23 protein-coding genes are annotated in these 26938 nt (G+C 67.9%); 8 read left to right on the top strand and 15 right to left on the bottom strand.

What is annotated here, in order from left to right; translation table 11 throughout:
* Nucleotides 1–33 precede the first annotated feature (33 nt).
* Complete coding sequence (locus AD72_RS31175) at nt 34–879, bottom strand: MaoC/PaaZ C-terminal domain-containing protein (RefSeq protein ID WP_031470222.1); 846 nt, start codon at nt 877–879, stop codon at nt 34–36.
* A 2-nt stretch (nt 880–881) separates the two neighbouring features.
* Complete coding sequence (locus AD72_RS31170; RefSeq protein ID WP_031470221.1) at nt 882–2228, bottom strand: 3-oxoacyl-ACP reductase; 1347 nt, start codon at nt 2226–2228, stop codon at nt 882–884.
* 145 nt (nt 2229–2373) lie between these two features.
* On the opposite strand from AD72_RS31170, the gene AD72_RS31165 reads away from it, so the two are divergent.
* The 3 genes from AD72_RS31165 to AD72_RS31155 all read left to right on the top strand — a co-directional run bounded on the left by AD72_RS31165 (nt 2374) and on the right by AD72_RS31155 (nt 6999).
* The gene (locus AD72_RS31165; RefSeq protein ID WP_031470220.1) at nt 2374–3666 is read left to right on the top strand and encodes an acetyl-CoA C-acetyltransferase; all 1293 of its coding nucleotides are present in this window, start codon (nt 2374–2376) and stop codon (nt 3664–3666) included.
* 530 nt (nt 3667–4196) lie between these two features.
* The gene (locus AD72_RS31160) at nt 4197–5012 is read left to right on the top strand and encodes a LuxR C-terminal-related transcriptional regulator (RefSeq protein ID WP_231645066.1); all 816 of its coding nucleotides are present in this window, start codon (nt 4197–4199) and stop codon (nt 5010–5012) included.
* A 154-nt stretch (nt 5013–5166) separates the two neighbouring features.
* Nucleotides 5167–6999 (top strand): acyl-CoA dehydrogenase, encoded by a 1833-nt coding sequence (locus tag AD72_RS31155; protein ID WP_031470218.1) that lies wholly within the window; start codon nt 5167–5169, stop codon nt 6997–6999.
* A 130-nt stretch (nt 7000–7129) separates the two neighbouring features.
* On the opposite strand, the gene AD72_RS31150 is transcribed toward AD72_RS31155, so the two are convergent.
* Genes AD72_RS31150 through pdhA form a run of 3 tightly spaced genes read right to left on the bottom strand, consistent with a single transcriptional unit; the run spans nt 7130 to nt 10657 of the window.
* A complete protein-coding gene (locus AD72_RS31150) occupies nt 7130–8419 on the bottom strand; it encodes a dihydrolipoamide acetyltransferase family protein (RefSeq protein WP_031470217.1) in 1290 nt (429 codons plus the stop codon).
* Nucleotides 8420–8429: 10 nt separating this feature from the next.
* Nucleotides 8430–9461: an alpha-ketoacid dehydrogenase subunit beta gene (locus AD72_RS31145; protein ID WP_031470216.1), complete on the bottom strand. Its 1032-nt coding sequence runs from the start codon at nt 9459–9461 to the stop codon at nt 8430–8432.
* Entirely contained in the window at nt 9461–10657 is a 1197-nt protein-coding gene (gene pdhA, locus AD72_RS31140; protein ID WP_031470215.1) for a pyruvate dehydrogenase (acetyl-transferring) E1 component subunit alpha, read from the bottom strand. The genes AD72_RS31145 and pdhA overlap by 1 nt, the downstream gene beginning before the upstream one ends.
* Nucleotides 10658–11139: 482 nt before the next feature.
* On the opposite strand from pdhA, the gene AD72_RS31135 reads away from it, so the two are divergent.
* Together AD72_RS31135 and AD72_RS31130 are read left to right on the top strand one after the other, a co-directional pair.
* Nucleotides 11140–12126 (top strand): glycoside hydrolase family 43 protein, encoded by a 987-nt coding sequence (locus tag AD72_RS31135; protein WP_051899208.1) that lies wholly within the window; start codon nt 11140–11142, stop codon nt 12124–12126.
* A gap of 94 nt (nt 12127–12220) precedes the next feature.
* Complete coding sequence (locus tag AD72_RS31130) at nt 12221–13648, top strand: M20/M25/M40 family metallo-hydrolase (RefSeq protein ID WP_031470213.1); 1428 nt, start codon at nt 12221–12223, stop codon at nt 13646–13648.
* 21 nt (nt 13649–13669) lie between these two features.
* Here the strand turns inward: AD72_RS31130 and AD72_RS31125 are convergent, their stop codons facing one another.
* From AD72_RS31125 to AD72_RS31115, 3 genes are all read right to left on the bottom strand, one after another.
* On the bottom strand, nt 13670–14167 hold the full coding sequence (locus AD72_RS31125) for a polyketide cyclase (protein ID WP_031470212.1): 498 nt from the start codon (nt 14165–14167) through the stop codon (nt 13670–13672).
* 44 nt (nt 14168–14211) lie between these two features.
* Complete coding sequence (locus tag AD72_RS31120; RefSeq protein WP_037347941.1) at nt 14212–16374, bottom strand: translocation/assembly module TamB domain-containing protein; 2163 nt, start codon at nt 16372–16374, stop codon at nt 14212–14214.
* A 302-nt stretch (nt 16375–16676) separates the two neighbouring features.
* Nucleotides 16677–17492, bottom strand: a complete 816-nt coding sequence (locus tag AD72_RS31115; RefSeq protein WP_031470210.1) for a class I SAM-dependent methyltransferase — start codon at nt 17490–17492, stop codon at nt 16677–16679.
* Between the two features lie 338 nt (nt 17493–17830).
* Between AD72_RS31115 and AD72_RS31110 the strand changes: the two genes are divergently transcribed.
* Entirely contained in the window at nt 17831–18685 is an 855-nt protein-coding gene (locus tag AD72_RS31110) for an isoprenoid biosynthesis enzyme family protein (protein ID WP_231645064.1), read from the top strand.
* Here the strand turns inward: AD72_RS31110 and AD72_RS31105 are convergent.
* From AD72_RS31105 to fni, 3 genes are all read right to left on the bottom strand, one after another.
* Nucleotides 18677–20086 (bottom strand): alpha/beta fold hydrolase, encoded by a 1410-nt coding sequence (locus AD72_RS31105; protein WP_051899207.1) that lies wholly within the window; start codon nt 20084–20086, stop codon nt 18677–18679. The genes AD72_RS31110 and AD72_RS31105 overlap by 9 nt on opposite strands.
* 26 nt (nt 20087–20112) lie before the next feature.
* Nucleotides 20113–20958 carry a DUF4097 family beta strand repeat-containing protein gene (locus tag AD72_RS31100; protein WP_031470207.1) on the bottom strand — a complete coding sequence of 282 codons (846 nt, stop codon included), beginning with the start codon at nt 20956–20958 and terminating at the stop codon, nt 20113–20115.
* A gap of 100 nt (nt 20959–21058) precedes the next feature.
* Nucleotides 21059–22072 (bottom strand): type 2 isopentenyl-diphosphate Delta-isomerase, encoded by a 1014-nt coding sequence (fni, locus tag AD72_RS31095; protein WP_082469255.1) that lies wholly within the window; start codon nt 22070–22072, stop codon nt 21059–21061.
* Between the two features lie 161 nt (nt 22073–22233).
* Between fni and AD72_RS31090 the strand changes: the two genes are divergently transcribed.
* On the top strand, nt 22234–22947 hold the full coding sequence (locus tag AD72_RS31090) for a DedA family protein (RefSeq protein ID WP_037347937.1): 714 nt from the start codon (nt 22234–22236) through the stop codon (nt 22945–22947).
* Here the strand turns inward: AD72_RS31090 and AD72_RS31085 are convergent.
* The 4 genes from AD72_RS31085 to AD72_RS31070 form a co-directional block, all read right to left on the bottom strand.
* The gene (locus AD72_RS31085) at nt 22944–24326 is read right to left on the bottom strand and encodes an FAD-binding oxidoreductase (protein ID WP_031470204.1); all 1383 of its coding nucleotides are present in this window, start codon (nt 24324–24326) and stop codon (nt 22944–22946) included. The two genes, AD72_RS31090 and AD72_RS31085, sit on opposite strands and share 4 nt — an antisense overlap.
* A gap of 95 nt (nt 24327–24421) precedes the next feature.
* The gene (locus AD72_RS31080; RefSeq protein ID WP_031470203.1) at nt 24422–24784 is read right to left on the bottom strand and encodes a hypothetical protein; all 363 of its coding nucleotides are present in this window, start codon (nt 24782–24784) and stop codon (nt 24422–24424) included.
* 13 nt (nt 24785–24797) lie between these two features.
* Entirely contained in the window at nt 24798–25913 is a 1116-nt protein-coding gene (nagA, locus tag AD72_RS31075; protein ID WP_031470202.1) for an N-acetylglucosamine-6-phosphate deacetylase, read from the bottom strand.
* Nucleotides 25910–26470, bottom strand: coding sequence for a SigE family RNA polymerase sigma factor (locus tag AD72_RS31070; RefSeq protein WP_031470201.1), 561 nt, complete (start codon nt 26468–26470; stop codon nt 25910–25912). The genes nagA and AD72_RS31070 overlap by 4 nt, the downstream gene beginning before the upstream one ends.
* 119 nt (nt 26471–26589) lie before the next feature.
* On the opposite strand from AD72_RS31070, the gene AD72_RS31065 reads away from it, so the two are divergent.
* Nucleotides 26590–26874 (top strand): YciI family protein, encoded by a 285-nt coding sequence (locus AD72_RS31065; protein WP_031470200.1) that lies wholly within the window; start codon nt 26590–26592, stop codon nt 26872–26874.
* Nucleotides 26875–26938: the final 64 nt, after the last annotated feature.

Below are 26938 nucleotides of genomic sequence, written 5' to 3'. Positions count from 1 at the left end.
AACACAACCACTCACAAGCGGAGTCTGCGCAGGTCAGAGTGGGGTTACCGTGCCGCTGAGATGAGGTTTTCCGGAGCGCTGATCGTGCAGGGCGAACCGGGTCCCGGTGTCCTCGGGCGCCTCGCTGAAGGCGACCTTCGCGGGCAGGAACATCGGCAGCTGGAACTTCACGTCCACGCGGTAGGCCCCGGGCAGCCGCCCCTCGAACGCGGCGAGGCAGCGGGCCTTGGACCACATGCCGTGCGCGATCGCCTTCCGGTACCCGAGCGTCCGCGCGGTCAGTGCGTGCAGGTGGATCGGGTTCGCGTCCCCGGAGACCGCGGCGTACCGGCGGCCGATGTCCTCGGGGACCCGCCAGATCGCGTTCGGCTCGGCCGGCGCGGCTTCCCGTTTCGGTTCGCGCGCGCCACCGCTGCCGCCGCCGCGCCGCAGGTAGGTGGACACGTCCTCCCACACCAGCTCGCCGCCCGCAAACGCTTGCGAGATCAGGTCGAACTGCTTCCCCTTCGGGTGTTCGCGCAGGTCGGCGGCGTGCACCGAGAGATCCAGCCGGTCGCCGATCAGCAGCGGCCGGTGCACCGTGATCACATTGCGCACGTGCACCAGTCCGACGAGCGGGAACGGGAAGCCCGGATCGGACATCAGCTTCGCCGCCATGGGGAAAGTGAGCATGTGCGGATAGGTCGCGGGCAGCACATCGGAAAGCCGGAAACCGCACACGTGGTCGTACTCCGCAAGCGCTTGCGGATCGGTTGCCACGCCTTGCCGGGTGTACTCGGTACTCGGCAGCTCGCCGCCCTTGCGGGTAAACCCGGTCAACGCCGCCTTGCCGAACAGCACGGGCAGCTTCGGTGCCGCCGCGAGTTCCTTGGTCGCCATGATCACGCTCCGAGCAGGTTCTGACCGCAGACGCGCACGACGTTGCCGTTCACCGCGCCGGAGGCCGGGTTCGCGTACCAGGCGATGGTCTCGGCCACGTCGACCGGATGCCCGCCCTGGGACAGCGAGTTGAGCCGCCTGCCGATCTCCCTGGTGAACAGCGGCATCGCGGCGGTCATCTTGGTCTCGATGAAGCCCGGCGCGACCGCGTTGATCGTGGCGCCCGCCTTCGCGACCTTTCCGGCGAGCCCGTCGACCATGCCGATCACCCCGGCCTTGGTCGTGGCGTAGTTGGTCTGCCCGAAGTTACCCGCGATCCCGGCCATCGAGGACACCCCGATGATCCGGCCGCCGTTGCCGAACGCCTCACTCGCGAGCAGCGCGTCGTTGATCCGCAGCTGGCTGATCAGGTTCACCGCGAGCGCGGAGTCCCATTCGGCATCCGACATCTTGCCCAGCGTGCGGTCCCGGGTGATGCCCGCGTTGTGCACGATGATGTCCAGCCCGCCGCGGCGCTGCACGCAGAACTCGATCAGTTTCTGCCCGGCGTCCTCGGCGGTGATGTCCAGCTGCAGGGCAGAACCACCGACCTTGTTGATCGTCTTCGCCAGGTCGCCGCCCTGCGCGGGCACGTCGACCCCGATCACGTGCGCCCCGTCCCTGGCGAACACCTCCGCGATCGCGGCGCCGATACCCCGCGAGGCCCCGGTGACGACCGCGGTCTTGCCCTCGAGCGGGCGTTCCCAGTTCTCCGGGAGCTCGACCGGCGCACCGTTCTTGGTGCCGATCCGCACCACCTGCGCGTCCACATAGGCCGACTTCGCGGAGAGCAGGAACCGGACGGTCGACTCGATGGACTCCTCGGCACCGCGGGCCACGTAGACCAGCTGCGCCGTCGCCCCGCGTTTGAGCTCCTTGCCGACCGAGCGGACGAAGCCCTCGAGGGCCCGCTGCGCGACCTTGCCCGGGACCTGGCTCACCGATTCGGGTGGCGTGCCGAGCACCAGCACCCGCGCGTTCGGCGCCAGCGAGCGGATCACCGGCTGGAAGAACTCGTACATCTCGCGAAGCCCCTCCGGGCCGCTCACCCCGCTCGCGTCGAACACGAGCGCTCCGTAGCGATCGTTGCCCGGTTCCTCGAGCACGTGCGCGCCCGTGCCGCGCAGCTGCTCGGTCACCCGCTTCGCGAGCCGGCCGTCCCCCGCGACGAGCGCGGGCCCGGTCAGCAGCGCCTGGCCGGGCTCATATCGGCGCAACGGCGTCGGCTCGGGCAGGCCCAGCTTGCCGACCAGCAGTTTTCCCGGTCCCGAGTTCGCGAACCGCTGGTACCGATCTGTCGATTTCGCCATGTGCACCTCTCTCCGCCCCGGTCGTGAGTGGTTGTGTTGGTTAGAGCCAACACAACCACTCACGAAGTACGAGTGGGGCAAGTCTACTCACGGGTAGGTTATTGTCGACAGTAACAAGCAGGTTCGTCACACCCAGGAGGACCAGATGGCCGCGAAGCCGACTCCGAGCACGGTCCGTACTGTAGCCGTCATCGGTGGTAACCGAATTCCGTTCGCTCGCTCAAACGGGCCTTACGCGAGCGCGTCCAATCAGGACATGTTCACCGCGGCACTCGAAGGACTGGTCAGCCGCTTCAATCTGCAGGGGGAACGGATCGGCGAGGTCGCGGGCGGCGCGGTGCTCAAGCACAGCCGTGACTTCAACCTGATCCGCGAGTGCGTGCTCGGTTCGACGCTGGCCCCGAGCACACCCGCCTCCGATGTGCAGATGGCCTGTGGCACCGGCCTGCAGGCGATCGTCAACGTGGCGAACAAGATCGCGCTCGGCCAGGTCGACTCGGCCATCGCGGGCGGTGTGGACACCACCTCGGACGCGCCGCTCGGGCTGAACGATGATCTGCGCCGCATCCTGGTCAAGCTGAACGCGGCGAAGTCCGTCCAGGAACGGCTGCGACTGCTCGCCGCGCTGCGCCCGACCCAGGTCGTGCCCGATTTCCCGCGCAACGCCGAGCCGCGCACCGGGCTGTCCATGGGGGACCACGCCGCGATCACCGCGAAACGCTGGAACATCACCCGCGAGGCACAGGACGAGCTCGCCGCGGCCTCGCACCAGAAACTCGCGGCCGCCTACGAGCGGGGCTTCTTCGACGATCTGCTCACCCCGTTCCAGAAGCTCACCCGCGACCAGAACCTGCGCCCCGATTCGAACGCCGAGAAGCTGGCCAAGCTGAAGCCCACCTTCGGCGGCGAGAACGGCACGATGACCGCGGGGAACTCCACGCCGCTCTCCGACGGCGCCTCGACCGTACTGCTGGCCACCGAGGAATGGGCCGCCGAGCGCAACCTCCCGGTGCTCGCACGGCTGACCTTCGCGCGCACCGCGGCCGTCGACTACGTGCACGGGGACGAGGGCCTGCTCATGGCGCCCGCATACGCGGTTCCGGAGATGCTGGACAACGCCGGGCTCGGGCTGCAGGACTTCGACTTCTACGAGGTGCACGAGGCGTTCGCGTCCCAGGTGCTGTCCACCCTCGCCGCCTGGGAGGACCCCGGCTTCTGCAAGGAGAAGCTCGGCCGCGACGCCGCACTCGGCTCCATCGACATGGCCAAGCTCAACGTGAACGGATCCTCGCTCGCCGCGGGCCATCCGTTCGCGGCCACCGGTGGCCGGATCGTCGCGACACTGGCCAAACTGCTCGCCGAAAAGGGCTCCGGACGCGGCCTCATTTCGGTCTGCGCGGCCGGTGGACAGGGCATCACAGCCATCCTCGAGCGGTAACCGGTACGAGGGAGGTCAGGCAACCTCAAATATCCCTTATACGGGTTGCGCCGAACGGCCTCCCCCTTCTGAGGGTTTCTTCGGTTATTGCCCTCGCAACCAAACTTCCGCGGCACTCGGTCGTTTCGCCTCGCGGCCGATCATTTCTCCTTTCCTATTCAGCTATCTAGTAAGAACCCTAGAAACAGCAAGAAGACCGAAGGCGATCTCGAGGCATCGCGAGCCCCCAGGTAAAACCGCAGGTCAACACTGGTAGTGCGTGGTTGTGTTGGTTCTAACCAACACAACCACGCACTACGGAATCATGCACAAACGTTCGTCTTACGTGCACCACATGTAATATCGGTGATGCAATGAGTTGCGGACCGCATGGAAGGCTCGGAATCAGAGGTTTCCGTTACGGGCGGGTAGGACAACCCAAAAGGGGGAGATTGTCCCGTCACCCGAGCTGATACCTACTCGTAGGTCAACAACACCTGATTGCGGCACACTTGATCGCCCGCACGGGTGGAATACCGATCGGAGGACGGATGGCTGGCAGCGCTAATTCGAATCCCTTCCGCGTGGCGGGATCGCGCGCGGGTACCCAGCCCGGCGCACAACGACCGCACGACCGTGGGCTCGGCGTCGTGCTCATCGACCAGACTCCGTTGTTCCGCGACGGGATGGCGAACCTGGTCAATCACGCGCCAGGCCTTCGCTGGCTCGGCGCGACGCACAATGTGCACGCGGCAGCGAAACTCGTCGAACGGTTCGGCCCGGATGTGGCACTCATCGATGCCGGGCTCGACCCGCGCGGGCAGCTGACGAAGCTGCTCGTCTCGTCTTCCCCGACGCTGACGGTCGTGTCCTTCGTCCGCGATCCGCACCGCGCCGCGCCCTATATCTCGGACGCGACCGCGGCGGGTGTGCACGGCATCGTGCTGCGCGCGGCGGAACCGACCCAGATCGTCGAGGCGATCCGGCGCGCGCACAGCGAACGCCGTTACCTCGATCCGGCGCTTGTCTCGCTCGTGCGCGGGGCCAACGGGCGCACCCCGAGCTCCCGTCAGCCGCTTTCCCGCCGCGAGCACCAGGTCCTGCAGCTGATCGCGGACGGACTGGAGAACCAGGCGATCGCGAAGACCCTCTTCGTGTCCGTGGAGACCGTGCGCACGCACGTGAAGAGCATCCTGCGCAAGCTGCACGCCAGGGACCGGGCGCACGCGGTCGCGATCGCGTTCCGGCTCGCCGTGCTCAGTACACAGCCCGAGCCGCCCAGTGCCCCGGCGCGGACCGCTCCGGGAACCGCCACCGGGCTCGCCGTCCCCGCGCCCGCCCGCCCGCTGCGTGCCGCACGCGCCTGAAAAACCGATTTCCCAGGTCACCCGGTCGACCCACCGGGTGACGTGACCGCGCGCACCCCCTGGCCCGCTTGCCGGAACTTACCCTCGGGTAATATCCTGAAGTTACCGGCGAGTAATAGCGGTCGGTCAGAACATGGCCAGGGGAGTTGACGACATGGGTCACTACAAGAGCAACGTGCGCGACCTCGAATTCAACCTGTTCGAGGTGTTCAACATTCAGGAGCGCCTCGGCAAGGGTGCGTTCGACCAGGTCGACGAGGACACGGTGCGCGGCGTGCTCAGCGAGGTCAACAACCTCGCGGTCGGACCGCTCGCCGATTCGTTCGCCGAGTCCGACCGCGAGGGTGCGAAATTCGATCCGGCGACGCATTCGGTGACCCTTCCCGAGTGCTTCAAGCGCTCGTACCAGGCCGCGCACGACGGCGAGTGGTACCGCCTCGGGCTGCCGAGCGAGCTCGGTGGCTTCGGGATCCCGCCCTCGGTGCAGTGGGCAGCTGCCGAGCTCTTCCTCGGCGCGAACCCCGCGGTGTTCATGTACCTCGGCGCGGCCAACTTCGCCGGTGTCGTGCACAACAACGGCACCGAGGAACAGCGTCACTGGGCCGAGCTGATGGTGGAGCGCGGCTGGGGCGCCACCATGGTGCTCACCGAGCCGGACGCGGGTTCCGATGTCGGCGCGGGCCGCACCAAGGCGACCAAGCAGGAGGACGGCTCCTGGCACATCGACGGCGTCAAGCGCTTCATCACCTGCGCCGACCAGGACATGACCGAGAACATCATGCACCTGGTGCTCGCCCGTCCGGAGGGACCGGGCATCGAGACCAAGCCGGGAACCAAGGGACTTTCCCTGTTCCTCGTGCCGAAGTTCCACTTCGACAGCCAGACCGGTGAACTGGGCGAGCGCAACGGCGCCTTCGTCACCAACGAGGAAGAGAAGATGGGGCTGGCCTGCTCCTCCACCTGTGAGCTGACCTTCGGCCAGCACGGCACCCCCGCCAAGGGCTGGCTGATGGGCGAGGTGCACGACGGCATCGCGCAGATGTTCCAGGTCATCGAGTTCGCGCGGATGATGGTCGGCACCAAGGCGATCGGCACCCTGTCCACCGGTTACCTCAACGCGCTCGAGTACGCGAAGGAGCGCGTGCAGGGCGCCGACATGACCGAGACCTCGAAGACCGCGCCGCGGGTGACCATCACCCACCACCCGGATGTGCGCCGCATCCTGATGCTGCAGAAGGCCTACGCCGAAGGGCTGCGTGCGGTCTACACCTACACCGCGACCTTCTCCGACCAGATGCAGAACGGTGACGGGGACGTCGAGCTCGCCACCGCGGTCAACGATCTGCTGCTGCCGATCGTCAAGGGCGTCGGCTCGGAGCGGGCCTACGAGATGCTCAACCACTCCCTGCAGACCCTCGGCGGATCCGGGTACCTCAAGGACTACCCGATCGAGCAGTACATCCGGGACGCCAAGATCGACTCGCTCTACGAGGGCACCACGGCGATCCAGTCCATGGACTTCCTGTTCCGCAAGATCGTCAAGAACAACGGCAAGGCGCTGACCCACGTCGCGAACGAGATCACCGCGTTCCTCGACGCCGACACCGGAAACGGGCGGCTCAAGGAGGAGCGGGCGCTGCTGCGGACCGCGCTCGAGGACGTGCAGGGCATGCTCGGCACGCTGTTCGGGTTCCTCGGCGGCGCGCAGGAGAACCGGTCCGAGGCCTACAAGGTCGGGCAGAACTCGGTGCGGCTGCTCATGTCGGTCGGTGACCTGCTCATCGGCTGGCTGCTGCTGCGCCAGGCCACGATCGCCCAGGACAAGCTCAGCGGTGAGGTTTCGGCGCGCGACCGCTCCTTCTACGAGGGCAAGCTCGCCGCGGCCTCGTTCTTCGCGAAGAACGTGCTGCCCGAGCTGACCGCGCGCCGCGCCATCGTGGACAACACCGACAACGCGCTCATGGACGTGCCCGAGGCGGCCTTCTGATCGGGCGCCCGAACGCACGAGACCCCTCGTGAGTGGTTGTGTTGGTTAGAACCAACATTTCCACTCACGAGGGGTCTTTTCGCAGGTCAGAGCGCCTTAAATTAGCTGCATCATGCAGCTGTTCCGGCCTCTAGAAGGTGATCGCGTGGGCGGGGTCGGCGAACACGGCCCCCACGTCGGCGAGGAACCGCGAGCCCTGTTCGCCGTCGATCACGCGGTGATCGAAGGACAGGGAGAGCTGGCAGACCTGGCGCACGGCGAGCTCACCGTCCACCACCCAGGGCATCTCCCGGATCGCACCGAGCGCGAGGATCGCGGACTCGCCGGGGTTGATGATCGGGGTACCGGAATCGACCCCGAACACGCCGACGTTGCTGATGGTGAAGGTGCCGTTCAGCATGTCCGCGGGCGGTGTCTTGCCCTCCCGCGCGGTCGCGGTGAGTTCACCGATCGCACCGGCCAGCCCGGCGAGGGAGAGCCCGTCCGCGTCCCGGACCTTCGGCACGATGAGACCGCGCGGAGTGGCCGCGGCGATCCCGAGGTGCACGTAGTCCTTGTAGACGATCTCCTGAGCTTCCTCGTCCCAGACCGCGTTCACATCCGGGGTGCGCCGGGCAGCGAGGCACACCGCTTTCGCCGCGAACGCCAGCGGGGTGAGCTTGACCTCGCGGAACTCCGGCCGGTTCTTCACCCGCTCGCGGAAGGCCATCATCGGGGTGACGTCCACGCTGAGGAACTCGGTGACGTGCGGGGCGGTGAACGCGCTGGACACCATGGCCTGCGCGGTCGCCTTGCGGACCCCCTTGATGGGCACCCGCCGTTCCCGGTCACCACTGCTCACCGGTTTGGTCTCGGCGGGAGCCTCGACGGTCGAGCCGCGCACATCCTCGCGGGTGATCACGCCGCCCTCCCCGGTGCCCCGCAGGGCACGCAGGTCGACGCCGAGGTCCTTGGCGAGCTTGCGCACCGGCGGCTTGGCCAGCGGGACATACCCACCGGCCGGTGCCGGAGCCGGTTCGGCGACCGCGTTCACCGCAGCGGCCGGTTCGGCGCCCTTGCGCGCCCGCCGCTTCGCGACCACGGTCTTCGAGCCGTACCCGACCAGCGGCTTCATCTCCTCCTCGGCGGCTGGCTCCGGTTCCGGTTGCGGCGCCTCGGGGGCGGCCGCACCGTCCGGGTCCAGGTCGACGGTGAGGATCGGGGTGCCCACCTCCACCGTCTGCCCCGGTTCGACGAGCAGTTCGGTCACCACGCCCGCCCACGGGATCGGCAGCTCGACGGCGGCCTTCGCGGTCTCGACCTCCACGACGATCTGGTTCACCGAAACCCGGTCGCCCGGCTTGACGTGCCAGTTGAGGATGTCGGCCTCGGTCAGCCCCTCCGCGGTATCGGCGAGGGGAAACTGTTTGTAGTTCGGCATTCGGTCCCCTTCACCAGGCCAGGGCGCGGTCGACGGCGTGCAGCACGCGGTCGAGGTCGGGCAGGAAGTGTTCCTCGAGCTTGGTCGGCGGGTACGGGGTGTCGAACCCGGTGACCCGCAGTACCGGCGCTTCGAGGGAGTAGAAGCACTCCTGCTGTACGCGCATGGCGATCTCACTGGTGAGCGAGGAGTTCGCGGGCGCCTCGGAGACCGCGATCAGCCTGCCGGTCTTGCGCACCGATTCGAAGACCGGGCCCAGGTCCAGCGGGGACAACGTGCGCAGATCGATGACCTCGAGCGAGGTCCCGTCCTCCTCAGCGGCGGCCGCGGCGTCCAGGCACACCTTCACCGAGGGGCCGTAGGCGACCAGGGTCGCCGAGTTCCCGGTACGCAGCACCTGCGAGCTGAACAGGGGAGCGGGCGTGACCGCGGTGTCCACCTCGGCGCGCAGCGCACCCGAGTGGTAGTACCGCTTCGGCTCGAAGAACAGCACCGGATCCTCGCACTGGATCGCCTGCTGCAGCATCCAGTACGCGTCCACCGCGTTCGAGCAGGAGACCACGCGCAATCCCGCGGTGTGTGCGAAGTAGGACTCCGGGGACTCGGAATGGTGCTCGACCGCGCCGATCCCGCCGCCGAAGGGCACCCGGATCACCATGGGCATGCGCAGCCTGCCCTCCGAGCGGAAGTGCACCTTCGCCACCTGGGAGACGATCTGGTCGAATCCCGGGAAGATGAACCCGTCGAACTGGATCTCGCACACCGGGCGGTAACCGCGGATCGCGAGCCCGACCGCGGTGCCGATGATCCCGGACTCGGCGAGCGGGGTGTCCAGCACCCGGTGCTCCCCGAAATCCTTCTGCAGTCCGTCGGTGATCCGGAAGACGCCGCCGAGTTTGCCGACGTCCTCGCCCATCACGATGACCTTCGGGTCGTTCTCCATCGCGGTACGCAGCCCGAGGTTCAGCGCCTTGCCGATGGTGAGCTTCTGGGTCGCGCTCGGGCTCTGCTCGGCCGCGCGCGAGATGACCGGTGCCGCCATCAGTGCACCCCTTCCTCTTCGAACCCGGCGAGGTAGTCGAGGTACTCGTCACGCTGCGCATCGAGCACCGGGTGCGGATCGTGGTACACGTTCGCGAACACCCGCTCCGGGCCCGGCTGCGGCATCGCGAAGCAGTGCTCGCGGATCTGTTCGGCGAGCGCGTCCGACTCGGCCTGGACCGAATCGAAGAAGTCGTTGTCCGCCAGGCCATTGCGCGCCAGGTGCACGCGCACCCGCTCGATCGGGTCCTTCAGCTTCCAGGTCTCGAGCTCATCGGAGAGCCGGTACCGGGTCGGGTCGTCGGTGGTGGTGTGCGCGTCCATCCGGTAGGTGAACGCCTCGATGAGCACCGGTCCGTTGCCCATGCGGCACTGTTCGAGCGCCCAGCGGCTGACCGCCAGGCAGGCGAGCACATCGTTGCCGTCCACCCGGACACCGGGGAAGCCGTAGCCGCGCGCCCGGTTGTAGAGCGGGAGCCGCGACTGGCGCTCGGTCGGCTCGGAGATCGCCCACTGGTTGTTCTGGCAGAAGAACACCAGCGGGGCGTCGTAGACCGAGGCCCACACGAAGCCCTCGTGCACATCGCCCTGGCTGGTGGCACCGTCCCCGAAGAACACCATGGTGGCCTCGTTCTCGGCCTCGTCGGTGTTGCCGACCTTGCCGTCGAAGCGCTGTCCCATGGCATACCCGGCCGCGTTGAGCACCTGGTTGCCGATGACGATCGTGTACGGGGTGAACCGCTTCTCCTGGTAGTCCCAGGAACTGTGGTCACTGCACCGGAAGATGCCGAGCAGGTCCTTCAGGTCCACGCCGCGGCACCAGGCCACACCGTGCTCCCGGTACGAAGGGAAAGCCATGTCCTTCTGGGTGAGCGCACGGCCCGCACCGATCTGCGCGGCCTCCTGACCGAGCAGCGGGACCCAGATGCCCAGCTGCCCCTGCCGCTGCAGTGCGTTGCCCTCCCGGTCATAACGGCGCACGAGCACCATGTCCCGGTAGAAGCCCTTGAGTTCCTCGGGCCCGATATCGCTGAGATAGGGGTCGAATTCGGGATGGGCGACCCGTTCACCTTCCGGCGTGAGCAGTTCGAGCGCACGGGGATCATCCGTGGCCTTCAGTCCCTCGATGACCTGGTGAGGACTCGGGGCTGCCGTCCGCGAACCCGGCACCATTGGCGTTGGTTCGGGTGGTGGCATGGCGTGGTTCTCCTTTGCTGCCAAGGCTTGACGGTCACTTGTGGCGACCGCCCTGCCGCACCGAGTCGTCCCCGGACGACCACGGTCGGTGGCCCATGCTCCGGGGTGGCTCGGCGTTCTGCGGTGTCGCCTTCCATCCTGACATGACTTCACTCACAGTGTGCACGCTGGCCGGTCTCTTTCCAACCACGACAAGTCGCCTGAGCTGCACGAATGCTTGGACATTCAATACTTGACAGTCCAAGCGTTGCCCGCTTCCCGCTGGTGATCGCCACCCTTTGCTCACTCGAATGGAGTCATGGTTCGCAAATCCGTGACCGTGTGACGCCCTGCACAGTGGGACCGGTCGCCCGAGCGTTGTCCGGCTCGCCCGTAGCGGGGATAAACCGCGCCCAGAACACGGATTCCGGGGTTTCCCGGTTAACGACCCCCGCGATATCACCGAGTAATCAGTGAATCACCGAGCCGAACCGGGAGCTCCTGTGCCACCGAGACTGTCCGCCCGCAAGATCGCCCTCGCCGCCTGCTTCGCCGTCGCTGGACTCGTCCTCCCGGTCACCGCGAGTGCCGCCACCGCACCGAAACCCGCCATCGGCGAGGCGTTCCCCGATCCCGATGTGCTCTCCTACGGCATCTCCTACTACGCCTATTCCACGAACGTCGGCTACTCCGACGGGGTGCGCAACGTCCCGGTGCGGCAGACCTCGGTCACCATGGACGGTCAGTGGACCGATCGGGGCGACGCGCTGCCGAACCTGCCCGGCTGGGTCGGGCGGTATCGGGGCACCGGCAGCTACAACGTGTGGGCACCCGATGTCTCCCGGCGCGCGGACGGCACCTTCGTCATGTACTTCGCCGCGAACAACAAGGCCGACAACCACCAGTGCATCGGCGCGGCCACCTCCTGGACCCCGCTCGGTCCCTTCAAACCCGTGCAGAACCCCATCGTGTGCACCAAGAGCGCCTTCGAGGAGATCGATCCGGCCACCTTCGACGAATTCCTCGGCAAGCACTACCTCAGCTACAAGTCCGCACCGAACCCCGGCGGAATCGGCGCGAAGATCTACGTCGCCGAGGTCTCCGCGGACGGATTGCACGTCACCGGGCCCGCGCGCGCCGTACTCGCCGCCGACCGCCCCGAGGAACGCGGTGTCATCGAGGCACCGACCCTGATCAAGCGCGGGTTCACCTACTACCTGTTCTACTCGGCGGCCCCGTTCAACAGCGGGCACTACTTCGTCAACTACGCCACCGCGAAATCCCCGTACGGCCCGTTCACCAAGGCACCCGGGACCCTGCTCGACGGCAACACCTACGGCATGCGGCTGCCCGATCCCGGTGGCCAGGACATCGTCTCCACCGTGTTCGGAGACCGCATCGTGTTCCACGCCGACACCGCCAAGGGACGGCAGATGTTCGTCCGCCCACTGAACTGGAACCTGCTCAACGGCCGCCCATCGATCGGCTGACCTGGACAAACAGGGCCTTGTGCGTGGTTGTGTTGGTTCTAACCAACACAACCACGCACAACCCGCTCGCCTGCCGAGTGGCAAGATCGGGTGCATGGATCGCGCCGAGCTGAGCAAGACCGTCTCCGAGCTGTGGGACACCGCCGTCATGGACGGGCTGACCGAACTGGTCCGGATTCCCGCCGTATCGTCCTCCTTCGACGCACAGTGGGAGGAGAGCGGACATCTCGGGCGCGCGGTCGAGCACATGCGGGCCTGGATCGAGGCGCGCGGGCTGCGCGAGGCCCAGGTGGAGGTCGTGACGCTACCGGGCAGGGGGCCGCTGCTGCTCGTGGACGTGCCCGCGTCGAGCTCCGCGGCCGCGGAGGCGGGCACCGTGCTGCTCTACGGCCACCTGGACAAGCAGCCTCCGTTCGACGGCTGGTCCGAGGGGCTTTCCGCCTGGGAACCGGTGCGCAAGGGCGACCAGCTGTTCGGCCGCGGTGCCGTGGACGACGGCTACTCGGGGTTCGCGGCCACCGCGGCGATCGAGGCCATTCAGCGCAACGGCGGCGAACACGGCCGCTGCGTGCTGCTGCTGGAGACCGGCGAGGAGTCCGGGAGCCCGGATCTGCCCGCCTACCTGGAACACCTCAGCGAACGGCTCGGCACCGTGTCCTTCGTGATCTGCCTCGACGCGGGCGGCGCGGACTACCGGCGGCTCTGGCTGGTCACCTCGCTGCGCGGGCTGCTGCAGGTGCACGTCACGGCGAAGGTGCTCGACGCGGCGCAGCACTCCGGGGTGGCCAGCGGCGCGGTCGCGAGCTCGATGCGGGTGCTGCGCGTGCTGCTGGACCGGCTGGAGAACTCCGCGACCGGGGAATGCCTCGTCGACGCGATGAACGTCGAGGTCCCCGCCGACCGGCTCGCCGAGGTGCGGGACATGGTCGCCGACATCCCGGGGTACGCCAAGGCCGGTGTCGCACTCGCTCCCGGGGTTTCCCCGGTCACCGAGGACGACCTCGAGCTCGCGCTCAACACCACCTGGCGGCCGACGCTTTCGGTCATCGGGGCCGAGGGCATGCCCGCCCCCGAGGACGCGGGCAACGTACTGCGCGCCTCGACCACGCTGTGCCTTTCCTTCCGGCTCCCGCCCACCGCCGATTCCGCGGCCGCACTGGCCGATGTGCGCAAACTGCTCACCACCGATGTGCCCTACGGCGCGCACGTCGAACTGTCCGGGGTGGAGGCCGCGGACGGCTGGAACGCGCCGACACTGACCGGATGGCTTTCCACCGGACTGGACGAGGTCTCCACGGACATCTTCGACGACCAGTGGCGCGCCCTCGGCATGGGCGGTTCCATCCCGTTCATGGGCCTGCTCGCCGAGCGCTACCCGGCCGCGCAGTTCCTGGTGACCGGCGCGCTCGGCCCGGACTCGAACATGCACGTCGCCGACGAATCGCTGAACGTCCCCTTCGCCACGAAGGTCACCAAGGCGATCGCCGTACTGCTCGACGCGCACGCCCGCTCGGCAGGCTGACCGGTTCCGGAACCGTTCGGCTCAGTGCTGCTGCTCGGCGAGTCGTTTGAAGTTCAGCAGCTGCCGACGGGCCATCACCAGATCGCCGAGGGACAGCCCGATACCCAGTAAACGGTTGGTCTCGATGACGACCTTGAGCAGCAGCCGGGTCGTGCCGTGTTCCTGCGGCACGACCACATAGGACATGAAGGCACCCATGATGGTGCCGGTCAGCTGTACGCCCGGCTCGACCGAAACGATCCGGCCGAGTTTCCGGCCGCCCGAGGCGGTGAACCGTTCGCCGACCCGGGGATCCGGAAGGCCGGCCAGTTCGCGCGGTGAGCGGCGGCCGAAGTTGTCCAGCCAGTCGTACGAATACGGCGCCAGTCTGATCTGTGCCACCCACGGCCACACCTGCTCGGCAGGCGCCTCGACGGTCACGCCCCGCCACACTTGCACGGCGGAGGCGGTGACGAAGTCATCACACGGGTAGGAACGTGCGACCTCGCCGTCGCGCACACCCCATCGGTCACCGATCACGCCCCCATCCTGCCTTCCCGGACGGGCCGGAAACCATATGCGGCTCAGTTGGAGCGGCGGAGCATCCGGGTGAGCGCGGCGGCGACCGTGGTGGCGAGGATCCACCCGCTCGCGGTGAGGATCTCGGCGAAGGCCTGGGAGATCCCGTCGACGTACCACCTGCCCTTGTTGCCGAAGTCCACGATGGGCACGAGCAGATCCAGGGTGTAGAGGACGGGGTTCCAGGAAAGGTGGTCGTCGGAGTTGACCTCGTGCAGCGGCCCGGCGAGGGAGAACCACAGGCAGCCCGCGGCGAACAGGCCGATGAGCCAGGCGAGCGCGCGCATCGGCCGGTAGCCGTAGCCGAGCAGGACCCGCTGCAACCAGCTCCAGATCAGCGGCAGGAACTTGAGCCGCTGATAACCACTGGCCAGTGCCACGTATCGGCGCCGCTGCTTGGTGAACAGGACCGTGGCGGCGTGTTCATCGTTCCCGGAGGCCCGGAGCACGCTGGCCAACTGGTCGTACGGCCCTGGCCGGTACTCGCCGGAGCGAGCGAGCCATTCCAGTCGCTGGTCGATCGCTTCGTCGTCGACCACGTGCACGGGATCGGTGAATGCCTCGAAGCGGAAGTCCTCGAGGTCCACCCCACCCTGCGCGTCGAACAGGTGCTCGTTGTCCTCGAGCGAGGTGCACCTGGCATGCCGCAACCGGACCGCTCCGCGCGGCGGCGCGCCGAGGGTGAGCAGCAGTTGCTGTGCGGTGAACGCGGTCGCGTCCAGCGCTATCCGGTCCTCCGTGCATTCGGCGCCCACGAGGACCCCGTCGAGGTTCGCGGTGCCGCCGACGGTGCACCGGTCGATGCGCAGTCCGCCCTCGATCACGCACGGATCCAGGGAGGAACCGAGCATCAGGTCCCTGCCGACGCGCGCGGCCCGCATGTCGAGCAGGGGTTTGGGCCGCCCGTCTCGGGAATGGTGGCCGGGCTCGCTGATGTGCGCGCCGCGCAGATCGAACTTCACGGCGATGTCCGCGCCCTGCAGGGACACCGTCCCGCGCACCCGCAGCGCCTGGCATTCCAGGTTGCCCCGGACCACGAGATGCCGGGCCTCGAGCACATCGGCACCCGGATTGTCCACATTGGCCAGATCGAAGTTGGCGTGTCCGTGCACGGTCACCCCGACCATCCGCAGCTGCCCGTGCGCCGTCAGCTGTCGCGCGTTGAGGTCCCCGTCGATGCTCGCGCCGTCGATGTTGAGCGCCCGCAGCCGGGTCCCCGGCCCCTCGGACATGTCGAACTCGGCACCGGCGAGCCGCAGCGAACCGCCGATCTGCCCGTTGACCATCCGGATGGTTCCGGTGCTGTGCAGGCCGAGGTCGAAGAGCACATTGCCGCGCACCTGAACCCGGTCGGCGACCACGGTGGCCCGGATGTCGTAGTAGGGGTCGTCGTTCGGCGGCGGATCGGCGTCCTCGGTCTTGGGCCGCAGCATGGCCCCGCGCAGCACGAACGCCCCGGAGACCTGCGCGTTGCTGAAGAACATCAGGCCGGTCGAGGTGAACGGTTTCGGTTCCGGGGCATCCAGGATCTGGCCGCAGATCAGGTTGCCGTCCACGTTCGCGGCGTTGAGCGTGATCGTGAGCCCGTTCGGATTGACCAGGTCGGCGCCGCGCAGGGTGAGATTACCGCCGACCCGCAGGCTCGGCAGGCGCAGTTCGCCGCGTGCGGTCAGCCCCGAGGCCAGCAACGCACCGGAGATCGTGAGCCGGTTCCCGTAGAGCGCCCGGCCACCCGGATTGTTCAGCGTGCTGTGTTCCAAGGTGAGCGAACCCTCGATGGCGGCATCGGTCAGATCGATCGGGGCGCCGTCCACAGTGGTCTCGAGGATCACGATGTCGTTGTCACAGCGCAGATTCCGCGCTTCCAGACCTGGCATGTAGCACCCGTGGAACTCCGCGCCCGCCAGCTTCGACTGGCGCAGATCGGGTGCGTTCTCGAATCGGCAGCGAACGAATTCGAGCACATAGGGGAACTCGATCGCGCGCAGGTCGAGCACCCCGGTCAGATACCGGTCGGCGACCCGGACCACCGGTGGATTGTTCGGGCGGCGGCGCCAGGTGCGCATCCCGGTCTCCGGCTCGACGACGCCCTTGATCACCTCGGCCGCGGGAAGCACGGCCCAGTCCGGCGGCGACTGCGCGAAGACATCGAGCTCCCTGTCCGCCACGGCAGGCTCCTTCCGGCTCGGCTACGGCGTGCTGCCGTATCGGCCGGACAAGGGAATCGGAGAACCGCACGGGATGGCAAGCCCCGCGGCAAGGGGGAAACCCGAGCGATGGCGCGCCCGATATGCCCGTCGTTACCGGTTACCTGCGCTCAGTAGCCGAGCGTGGCACCCGGCCATCGCGCGCGGGCGCCGCATCGGGCCGTCACCCTGGGCGGATACCGGTTCCGGGCAGCACCGGCCGACGGTACGCCGCGCCCGGGCACACGGCGGCCGTCGAACTGATCACATCTTGGTATCCGGCTTCAGGCGCCGACCCGGCACAGGATCTCGCCGTGCGGAATGGCGAACCAGCCGTCCGGATGCGCGGCCCATTCGCGCCAGCCCGCGGAGATCTCCTCGAGCTCGGCCGGGGTCGCGTGCCCGCCTTCCACGGCCTGTTCGGCGATCCGCGAGTCGATGATGCGCTGTGCCCACATTCCGCCCCACCACGCGCGTTCGGCCGGGGTGGAATGACACCAGATCGAGGCGCTCGGTATCACCTCGCTCGCCCCGGCAGCGTTCGCCCAGGCCAGCAGGTGCCGGCCGCCGTCCGGTTCGGCTCCATTGGCATAGGCGACCGATCGGTACACCTGTTGCCAGCGGGTCAGTCGCTCATCGGCGGGCCACCAGAACGCGCCCGCGTAGTCGGTGTCCCGGACCGCGACGATCCCGCCCGGCCGCGCGATCCGCAGCATCTCGCGCAATGCGGCGACCGGATCCGTCAGGTGCAGCAGCACCTGGTGCGCGTGCACCACGTCGAAGGAGTCATCCGGAATGTCCAGGGCATAGACGTCGCCCTGCGCGAAGGTCACATTGCCCCGGCCCGCCTGCTCGGCGTTGGCGCGCGCCTCCTCGAGCACCGCGGCCGAAGGGTCCACCCCGAGCACCCGCCCGGGAGCGACCCGCTCCGCGAGATCCACCGTGATGGTGCCCGGCCCGCAGCCGATATCGAGCACGCTCAGTCCGGGCCGCAGCTCCGGCGCGAGATAGCCCGCCGAATTCTCCACCGTCCGCCATTGCTGAGAGCGCACCACACTCTCGGCATGACCCTGCCCATACGCCTGTTCAGCACTCGTCATACTTCAGCACAGTATGCACGTATCCCACACTTTGCAACAGATCTCCCAATATACGAGACACTTCGGAGGTGCCCGGATCCCGGGTTCCGCCGCACGGAACGACCGGTTGCCGGACCCGCCTGCCCTCGGCACGCTGACCTGTTGTGGAAATCGATGTCGATCGATACGTCGAACAGTTGGTGCGATTCCTCGAGGAAATCGAATACGACGAGCCGTCACCCGGAAGCCGGGAACACCTCGACGCACTCCACGAGGTTTACCGCACGGTTCTGGAACATTTCGACCGCGCGGAACTTCGGAATGGAACGGGACTGGAATCCGAGAACCTGGAATCCAGCATGCGGACGATAACGCACATGGTCGTGCAGGGCTGGAGCCACCTTCCCCGCGACGCCATGTGTGCCTTGGCGACCTATTTCACCTATTGCCTCAGCGGGGACGACTGGCCGGGCGAGCACACCGATTCCATGGGCTCGTTCACCACGAATCTGTTGACCGGCAGGCCTCAGCCGTATCCCGTATGGGGCAGGGCACTGGCGTATCTCCCGGAATTCCTCCGCTATTACGGCGATTTCTGCCAGCTCACCATCCTCAACTCGACGACGGAGTTCATCCAGGGCTGCTGGATCGGCAGTCGCGGATTCCACGGACTACCCGGTTCCTCCGATTATCCGGCGTTCCTGCGCCGGATGGACGGGCTGGGCAAGGTCACCGCGGCATCGCTGTTTCCGGCCGAACAGTTCGACGAGAACCGGATCTTCGCGGAACTCACCACGACGATCGCGCAGATCGAAGCGATGTCCGGGGTGGTCAACGATTTGTTCTCGCTGTACAAGGAACACGATGGCCCGGCGGGAGAAATCGGCCTTGCGACGAGCATCCAGGCGGTCGAGGGCACCGACGTGGAGTCGGTCCTGCGGCAGATCACCGGGGAGAGCATCCGGGCGGTGCACGCGACGCTCGATCCGCTGCGCCGGCTGAGCTTCTCCGCGACCCGCGAAACGGTCGAGGGATTCGTGCGCGGCTACGTTCGCTGGCATCTCTGTGACGAGCGGTACCGGATCCGCGAGCTCGCCGACGCAAGCGGAACCCGGCACGCGAAACAACTCTGGGCCTTCCGCGAACAGGCCCGCACGGCGGGCTGCTTCAACCAGGCCGACTTTTCCCGTTGCACGCCAAGCGGTTCACGATGAGGCGGGGCACTGATCCTCGCGTGCCGACGGGGTTCCGGTGATCAGATACCTCGTCTCCTTGGCGCGGCCGCACGCGGAATTGAGCAGGAGGCTGTGCCCGTCGCCGTGATAGGTGAGCAGTGCGCTGTTGTCGATGCGCGCCCGCACTCCCATGGCGAAGGCATACGGCGTCGCCGGATCGTGCAGACCGTTGGCGAGCAGGATCGGCGCGCTGGTGTGGATGCGCGCGGGGCTCGGCGGATTGCCGACCGGGGCGGGCCAGCCGACGCAGCCGCTCGCCCAGTCCCACCATTCGCTGTAGCGCCAGGTGTTCGGCGCGATCGCACGCAAGGCCGCGCGCATCGCCCGCACATCCCCGGGGCCGCGCAGGAACGTGCCGAAATCCTGACAGCCGACGGCCCGATACGGCTGCGCGTACGCCGGATCCGCGGAACCGTTGGCCCCGACGAGCGCGCTCGCGTCCCCGGACTCGGCAGCGGCGAGCGCCTTGTCGAGCGCCGGCCAGCCCGCGCGCACGGTGAGCCCGCTGTACAACCCTTCCCGCACGGCCGCTTCACTGACCGTACGGTTGCCCGCGTGCAGCTGCCCGGCCGCGGCCCGTCCGGTCAGCGTGCGCAGGGCCGCGGGCACATCCCGGGTCCGGCAGTTGTCCGTGCACCAGCGCGCGAACCGGTAGAAGGACTGTTCGTGCGCCCGCGCGCCGAGGAGTACATCGGAGCGCAGCGAACGGCCGTGGTCGACGATCCCGTCGAGCACCATCGTGCGCACCCGGCCGGGAAAGAGCTCCGCGTACTTCGCGCCGAGCTCGGATCCGTAGGAGATGCCCAGATAGTTGATCCGCGGCTCACCCAGCGCGGCGCGGACCGCGTCCATGTCCCGCGCCACGCTCGTCGTGTCCAGGTGCGCCAGCAGCCGCTGATCGCAGGACTTCCCCGCGGCACGGTTGGCGGCGCGCAGCCGGTCGAATCCGGCCGTGGTCACCGGAAACCGTTCCGCCGCGCCGAATCCCGCCGAACATCCGGGCACCGGTTTGCTCGCACCGACACCGCGCGGATCGAGGCCGAGAATGTCGAATCGGCGATGCAGCTCGGCGAACTCGGGCTGATCGAACATGCCCATGGCCACCGAGGCAGTCCCGGAACCACCGGGCCCTCCCGGATTCGTCAGCACCGACCCGATCCGCTGACCACTGGCCGGAATCCGGTTCACCGCAAGAGAAATCTTCTCCCCGTCCGGGTTCGACCAGTCCACCGGAACCGAGACCCGGGTGCACTGCAGGTCCGGATGCGCCTGACTCGGGCAGCTCCGCCATTCCGTTCGCTGACCCGCATCCGCGGGCGAGACGAAACCGAGCAACCCGGCGGCGACCAGGGCGGCCGCCGCTATTCCCTTGTACCGCAAGAAAGCCTTCCCCTCGATCCGGCCCTTCAGGACTTCGCTACGGAAACATCGCCGGAACCGCTGCGCACCGTGATCGAGTTCGGCGCGGAGGCGGTGTTGGGCACATCCACCCGTGTACGGTCGTTGTCCTCGGTGTGCACCTGGTACGGCGCGTTCGGCACCCGGATGTTCACGTTCCCGCTGCCCGTATCGACATCCACGTTCGACACCGCGACCGACTGCACCGCGACCTCGCCACTGCTGTTCCCGACCTTGACCGGACCGTGCATGCCCCGTGCGGTGACGTTCCCCGAACCGGCGTGCACATCGGCGCGGCCGCCGATATCGCGCAGCTCCACCTCGCCGCTGCTGCTGCGCACGTTCGCCGCCCCGGCGTCCTTGGTCACCGTGACATTCCCGGAGCCCACGGTCAGCTGCGCGGATTTCACATCGGTGAACCGCATATCACCCGAGCTGTTGTCGAGCCGGACATCGCCGACCGCGTTGGCGAGCATGTTCCCGCTGCCGAGCCGGCCACCCACGGGCAGTCCGCGGGGCAGATAGACCCGGTAGTTGACGGTGCAGTTGTCGCCGCAACCCCCGAGCCGCAACGCATCCCCGGCGAGCCGGTAGGTCTGATCCGATGGCTTGTCACCCCAGTACCGGAGCTCGCGGACGATCCGGGTCTTGCCGTCATTCGTGCCGTGCAGTTGCACATCCCCGGTCGGCACATCCAGATCCACCCGTGCCACCCGTTCGGTGATGTCCTGACTGGACCGTGTCACCTTGTCCACGCCGAACCCGTGGAACCAGCTCGACGGGTTCCCCAGGAACAGTGCGAGTGCCACGCCGAGCAGGGCCAGACCCCCGCACGCAAGCACGATTCTCCGCATGACCGCGACTCCTTCACCCAGTTTCTCTGGTCAGCAACGCTAGGGGCGGCCGGTACTCCGCGCGATCCGGGAAACCCCCGATTTACCCCTGGGGTGCGCCCTAAGTGCCGGGGTTCACCCCGGAGAGCGCGGCCAGATCCGGGCAGCCGGCACAGAACATGCCGATCCGCAGTTCGGTGATGAACCGTTCGAGCCAGGCCGTCACGGCATCGGCGGATTCCACGGCGGGATGCAGCAGCGGATAGGCGACCGCGACCACCCGCGCCCCCGAGGCGATGGCCTTCGCCGCGTCCAGTCCGGAACGGATCCCGCCCGAGGCCACGAGCGGCAGCTCCGGCAGTTCGGCCCGTACCTCCCGCAGCGCGGTCGCGGTCGGGATACCCCACTCGGCGAGGTCGGGGGAAACCACCGTGCCGTGCGCGGCGAGCTGTTCCACCTTCGCCCAGGAGGTACCGCCCGCCCCGGCGACATCCAGTGCCGCGAGCCCCGCGTCCGCCACCGAACGGGCACACCTCGCCGAGATCCCGTGCCCGACCTCCTTGAGCAGCACCGGGAACTCCACCTCGCCGACCACCGTGCGGATCGCGTGCGCGAGCCCGGTGAAGTTCGTGTCCCCGCCCGGCTGATTGGCCTCCTGCAGCGGGTTCGTGTGCAGCGCGAGCGCATCGGCCCCGATCTCGGCGACCGCCCTGCGCAGCTGCGTCGCGTCATAGCCCTTCGCGAGCTGGGCGACCCCGAGGTTGCCGATCAGCAGGGCGTCCGGGGCGTGCTGGCGCACCTGGAAGCTGCGCGCCGCATCCGGGTTCTCCAGCATCACCCGCTGCGAACCGAGCATCAGCCCGATCCCCAGCCGGTGCGCCGCGACGGCCAGGTTCGCGTTGATCGTGCCCGCCAGTTCCGCGCCCCCGGTCATCGCACCGATCAGCACCGGGGCGCGCAGCGGTTTACCGAGGAACTCCGTGGTGGTGTCGACGGCGGCGAGATCCGTCTCGGGCAGCGCTCGGTAGGGCAGTTCGATCTCCTCGAACCCCGTCGCGCGCCGGGTATACGCCACCTCGTGGTTGAGGCAAACGTCGATATGCGAACGTTTGCGCCTGGTCAGCTCGCCGCTCATCGCCTACCACGTGAGGTCACCGAACCATCCTAGGACCACTGCCCCCGCCCCGGCCAACCCCTTTCCGACCTGCACAAACAGGTGCTTGTGCGCGGTTGTGTTGGTTCTAACCAACACAAGCCCTCACAAGGGGATGATCCGGGCGCCTGTACCGTGGTCACGTGATCGACGCGCAGACCACGGCCACGCAGGCGATCGGCATCCTCGACCCGGTGTGGTGGCTGCACACGTTCGGCACCTATGTGGTGATCGGCGTGTGCCTGGTGATCTTCATCGAGAGCAGCATCTTCCCGGTGCTGCCCGGCGACTCCCTGCTGTTCACGGTCGGGTTGTTCGTCGCGAGCGGGAACATCCAGACCCCGCTGTGGGTGGTGTGTCTCGTGGTCACGGTCGCCGCGCTGATCGGGAACGCGCTCGGCTACTTCATCGGGTACAAGAGCGGCCCACGGCTGTTCAACCGGCCGGACTCGAAGATCTTCAAACGAGAACACGTGGACAAGACGCACGCGTTCCTGGAGAAGCACGGACCGAAGGCGGTCGTACTCGCCCGGTTCGTCCCGTTCGTGCGTACCTTCATCACCTGGATCGCCGGGATCGGCCGGATGGACCCGAAGGTCTACTTCACCTACACCGCGATCGGCGGGGTGCTGTGGGCCGCGGGGATCACGGTGCTCGGCTACTTCCTCGGCCAGATCGACTTCATCGGCAAGAACATCGACCTGATCTTCGTGGTGATCGTGCTGGTCTCGGTCCTGCCGATCGTGATCGAGTACCTGCTCAGCAGGCGCAGGAAGAGGCGGGAGGCGGCGGCCGAGGCGGCGCAGTCCACCACCGGATCCACCGGTGGAGCGCACCGCCTGGAGAACCGCCGCTAGTCACTCAGGGAGAACATCGACCCCGGGTTGAACAGGTTCCCCGGGTCGAGTGCCTGCTTGATCTGACGGTGCACGCGCAGGCCGACCGGGCCGATCTCGCGGGCGAGCCAGTCGCGTTTGATCTTGCCGACCCCGTGTTCCCCGGTGATCGTGCCGCCGAGCGAAAGGCCGACCCCGAGGATCTCGTCGAAGGCCCGCTGCGCGCGCTCGAGCTCGCCCTCCGAGTTCGCGTCGTACACGATCGTCGGGTGCATATTGCCGTCCCCGGCATGCCCGACCACGGCGACGCGCAGGCCGACCTCAGCGCTGATCCGCTCACATTCGGTGATGAGTTCACTGATCCTGGTGCGCGGAACACACACGTCATCGGTGAGCCAGGAACCGTAGGTCTCCAGCGCGAGCAGCACCACGCGGCGCGCCTGCAGCAGCATCCGGCCCTCTTCGAGGTCGTCGGTGGAGTAGATCATCGAGGCCCCGCAGTCCTTGGCGATGCCCTCGAGCACGGACAGCTCGCGCATCGCAGCCTCACCACCGGTATCGGACTGGGCGAGCAGCATCGCGGCGCATTCGGCTGCCCCGATATCGGTGTTGAGGTACTGCTCGGAGGCCTTGATGGAGGCCGCGTCCATGATCTCGAGCAACGAGGGCACCGCGCCCGCGCGCACCGCCTTGGTCACCGCCTCACCCGCGGCCGCCGGGCTCGGGAACCCGGCGACGAACGTGCACGGAGCCTGCGGGAGCGGCCGCAGCGCGAGGGTGGCCTTGGTGATGACCCCGAGGGTGCCCTCACTGCCGATGAACAACTTGGTCAGGTCGTACCCGGCCACGCCCTTGACCGTGTTCCGCCCGGTGCGCAGCAACGTCCCGTCGGCGAGCACCACCTCGAGGCCGAGCACCGAATCCGTGGTCACCCCGTACTTCACACAGCACAGCCCGCCCGCGTTCGTGGAGATGTTCCCGCCGACCGTGCACCAGTCATAGCTGGACGGATCCGGCGGGTAGAACAGCCCGTTCTTCTCCACCTCGGTGCGCAGATCGAGGTTGACCACCCCGGGCTGGACCACCGCGGTCCGGTTGTCCACATCGATCGACTCGATCTCGGTGAACCGGGTCAGCACGAGCATCACGCAGCCGTCGATCGCGTTCGCCGCGCCACTGAGTCCGCTGCCCGCCCCGCGCGGCACGATCGGCACCCCGCTCGCCGCGCAGATCCGCACCACCGCCTGCACCTGCTCCACCGAGGACGGGAACACGACCACCGCGGGCGAACCACTGTCCGCAAGCGGCATCATGTCCCGCGCGTACCCCGCGGTCACATCCGAATCCGTCAGTACCGCGTCCCGCCCCAGTTCGGCGACCAATGCCTCGGTGATGCTCATAGCTCGACCGTAGCGCCCCGCACAAGCAAACCCATCGTGAGTGGTTGTGTTGGTTAGAACCAACACAACCACTCACAAGCACCTGTTTGACCAGGTCAGCGTAGGGTCAGCAGGCCAGCCACGGCACCGGCCGCGGCGCCGAGCAGCAGGGCGAGCAGCAGGATCCAGCGCGCGGAAAGTGGCGGCGGTTCCGGGCGCGGGCGGGGCCGGGCGGGCTTGGCGGTCGCCGAGGTGACCGGACTGGTCGCCGGTTCGGGCTCCTGGAAGAGTTCGGGAGAGAGCCGGTAGTCCTGACCGGAGAGCAGTTCGAAGCTGGCGTCGTTGTCGGTGAACAGGCTGTCCTGGCCGCTCGCCGCCGCGGCGGGGGCCTGTTCCTCGGCACGTGCCTGCCCTGGCGCTTGCACGGCCTTGGCGCGCAGCGCCTCGGAAAGCAGCTGTTCCGGTGTCTTCTCGCTCACGGTACTGCCGAGGTTATACCCAGGAACCCCGGTGGAGCACTCGCCGCAGCCGCAGGTCCTCGTCGAGCAGCACCAGGTCAGCGCGCCGTCCCCGGGTTATCGCGCCCACCTCGCCGAGGCCGAGCAGCTGCGCGGGCAAGGTGGAGCTCGCCTGCACCGCCTCGACGACCGGCATCCCCGAGCGCACGAAGTTCGCGAAGGCCCGGTCCATGGTCAGCACGCTGCCCGCCAGCGAACCGTCCGCGAGCCGGGGTTCGCCGTCGGTCACGGTGACCGCGAGTCCACCGAGCTCGTAGTCACCGTCACCGAGTTCGGCCGCCGACATCGCATCGGTGATCAGCACGGTGCGCGCCCGTCCGGCGTGACTCGCGGACAGGTGAATGGTGGTCGGGGCGAGATGCACCAGATCGCAGATGAGTTCGACGGTGACCCGTTCGTCGTCGAGCAGTGCCCCGATGGGCCCCGGCTCCCGATGGTGCAGCGGGCGCATCCCGTTGAACAGGTGTGTGGCCACCCTGGCTCCGGCTTCGACCCCGGCGCGCACCTGCTCCTCGACCGCGTCGGTGTGCCCGAGGGCGACGGTGACCCCTTCGGCGGACGCCAGCTCGATCGCGGCGATCGCGCCCGCGCGCTCCGGGGCGATGGTCAGCATGCGCAGAGCGGACCCGCCCGCCTCGAGCAGTGCGCGCACCGCATCCGGTTCCGGATCCCGCAGCACGGCCGGATCGTGGGCCCCGCGGCGCTTGTCGGAGATGAACGGCCCCTCCAGGTGCACCCCGGCGATCAGCCCCTCTTCCACGACCGGGGCGAGCGCGGTGAGCTGGCCGGTCAGCACCTCGATCGGTGCGGAGACCAGGCTGGCGAGCATGCTCGTGGTGCCGTGCGCCCGGTGGGTGCGGACCGCGGTGTCCACCCGCTCGGGGGTTGCCTCGGCGAAGTCCGCGCCACCACCGCCGTGGCAGTGCATGTCCACGAATCCGGGGACGATGTAGCCCCCGAGTGGTTCACCAGCGGGTTCACCATTGACCGGCCCGCTGCCGACCTCGGCGATCCGTTCGCCCTCGACACGTACCCATCCGTCGTCGAGCACCCCTTCGGGGGTGACGACCTTCGCGCCGCCCAGAATCACTTGGAACCCATGGCCTTCTGCAGTGTTTCCAGGGCCCGGCTCGCGGTGGACTTCACGGTGCCCTTGGAGATTCCGGCCGCCTCGGCGATCTCCGCCTCGGACAGCCCGCCGTAGTAGCGCAGCACGAGCACCTCGCGCTGCCGCGGAGGAAGGGTGCCGAGCGCCTGCACCACGGCCTGGTGCTCGGCGGAGAGCATGGCCAGTGATTCCGCGGACCGGGCGTTGACCTGGTGCGGCGGCGTGTACTCGCGCGCGGTCTTGCGGCGCCGGAGCACACTGCGCGAACCGTTCACCACCGCCGTGCGCAGATAGCCGACCGCGGCCTGGGCATCCCGGAGATTGCGCCAGTTTCGATGCAGCCCGGTGAACGCCTCCTGCACCACGTCCTCGGCGGTCGCCTGTTCGTCCACGAGCAGAATCGCCAGCCGCACCAACCGCATCCGGTGCGCCTTGTACAGGTCTTCCAGGGTGAGCGGAACATCGGCGGGCTGCCCAGATGTGTCGAGCACGCGCAGGTGTCCGAGTGTCTGTTCGACCGAGCTCTCCACGTTATGCATGCTCGACTGGGTCCCGTCGTTCACAACCCCTCCTCATCACTGGTGGTAGACCGTACTACGCCACTACGGTGAAGCACTTCCCGTGTTGATGACGCCACGTAGAACGGATGCGTTGCCCCATGCAGTACTTCGCCGTGCAAACCGTGTACAGCGCCGATCGTGAGGCACTGCTCGCCACCCGCGACCGGCACCGCGAGTACCTGCGCGCCAAGACCGAGGACGGGAACGTGCTCGCTGCGGGGCCCTGGAACGACGACTCCGGATCGCTGGTGATCTATGCCGCCGCGGACGAGAGCGAGCTCGCCATCCTGCTGGCCGACGATCCCTACACCGAAGCCGGGGTCGCGCAGGAGCGCACCATCCGCCAATGGCGCCCCGTTCTCGGCTCCTGGACGACCTCCTGAAAGCTGCACCATACAGCTAATCGGCAAGCTCCTGACCTGCCCGAACAGGTGCTTGTGCGTGGTT

It is taken from the genome of Sciscionella sediminilitoris (genome assembly GCF_000737195.2).
Lineage (GTDB): Bacteria > Actinomycetota > Actinomycetes > Mycobacteriales > Pseudonocardiaceae > Sciscionella > Sciscionella sediminilitoris.
This window is presented reverse-complemented; position numbering and strand designations above follow the sequence as displayed.

What these genes read in the sequence shown, in the direction of transcription:
- AD72_RS31175 (WP_031470222.1), bottom strand. Translation starts at nt 879, where the DNA reads ATGGCGACCAAGGAACTCGCGGCGGCACCGAAGCTGCCCGTGCTGTTC.
- AD72_RS31170 (WP_031470221.1), bottom strand. Translation starts at nt 2,228, where the DNA reads ATGGCGAAATCGACAGATCGGTACCAGCGGTTCGCGAACTCGGGACCG.
- AD72_RS31165 (WP_031470220.1), top strand. Translation starts at nt 2,374, where the DNA reads ATGGCCGCGAAGCCGACTCCGAGCACGGTCCGTACTGTAGCCGTCATC.
- AD72_RS31160 (WP_231645066.1), top strand. Translation starts at nt 4,197, where the DNA reads ATGGCTGGCAGCGCTAATTCGAATCCCTTCCGCGTGGCGGGATCGCGC.
- AD72_RS31155 (WP_031470218.1), top strand. Translation starts at nt 5,167, where the DNA reads ATGGGTCACTACAAGAGCAACGTGCGCGACCTCGAATTCAACCTGTTC.
- AD72_RS31150 (WP_031470217.1), bottom strand. Translation starts at nt 8,419, where the DNA reads ATGCCGAACTACAAACAGTTTCCCCTCGCCGATACCGCGGAGGGGCTG.
- AD72_RS31145 (WP_031470216.1), bottom strand. Translation starts at nt 9,461, where the DNA reads ATGGCGGCACCGGTCATCTCGCGCGCGGCCGAGCAGAGCCCGAGCGCG.
- pdhA (WP_031470215.1), bottom strand. Translation starts at nt 10,657, where the DNA reads ATGCCACCACCCGAACCAACGCCAATGGTGCCGGGTTCGCGGACGGCA.
- AD72_RS31130 (WP_031470213.1), top strand. Translation starts at nt 12,221, where the DNA reads ATGGATCGCGCCGAGCTGAGCAAGACCGTCTCCGAGCTGTGGGACACC.
- AD72_RS31115 (WP_031470210.1), bottom strand. Translation starts at nt 17,492, where the DNA reads ATGACGAGTGCTGAACAGGCGTATGGGCAGGGTCATGCCGAGAGTGTG.
- AD72_RS31110 (WP_231645064.1), top strand. Translation starts at nt 17,831, where the DNA reads ATGCGGACGATAACGCACATGGTCGTGCAGGGCTGGAGCCACCTTCCC.
- AD72_RS31100 (WP_031470207.1), bottom strand. Translation starts at nt 20,958, where the DNA reads ATGCGGAGAATCGTGCTTGCGTGCGGGGGTCTGGCCCTGCTCGGCGTG.
- fni (WP_082469255.1), bottom strand. Translation starts at nt 22,072, where the DNA reads ATGAGCGGCGAGCTGACCAGGCGCAAACGTTCGCATATCGACGTTTGC.
- AD72_RS31085 (WP_031470204.1), bottom strand. Translation starts at nt 24,326, where the DNA reads ATGAGCATCACCGAGGCATTGGTCGCCGAACTGGGGCGGGACGCGGTA.
- AD72_RS31070 (WP_031470201.1), bottom strand. Translation starts at nt 26,470, where the DNA reads ATGCATAACGTGGAGAGCTCGGTCGAACAGACACTCGGACACCTGCGC.
- AD72_RS31065 (WP_031470200.1), top strand. Translation starts at nt 26,590, where the DNA reads ATGCAGTACTTCGCCGTGCAAACCGTGTACAGCGCCGATCGTGAGGCA.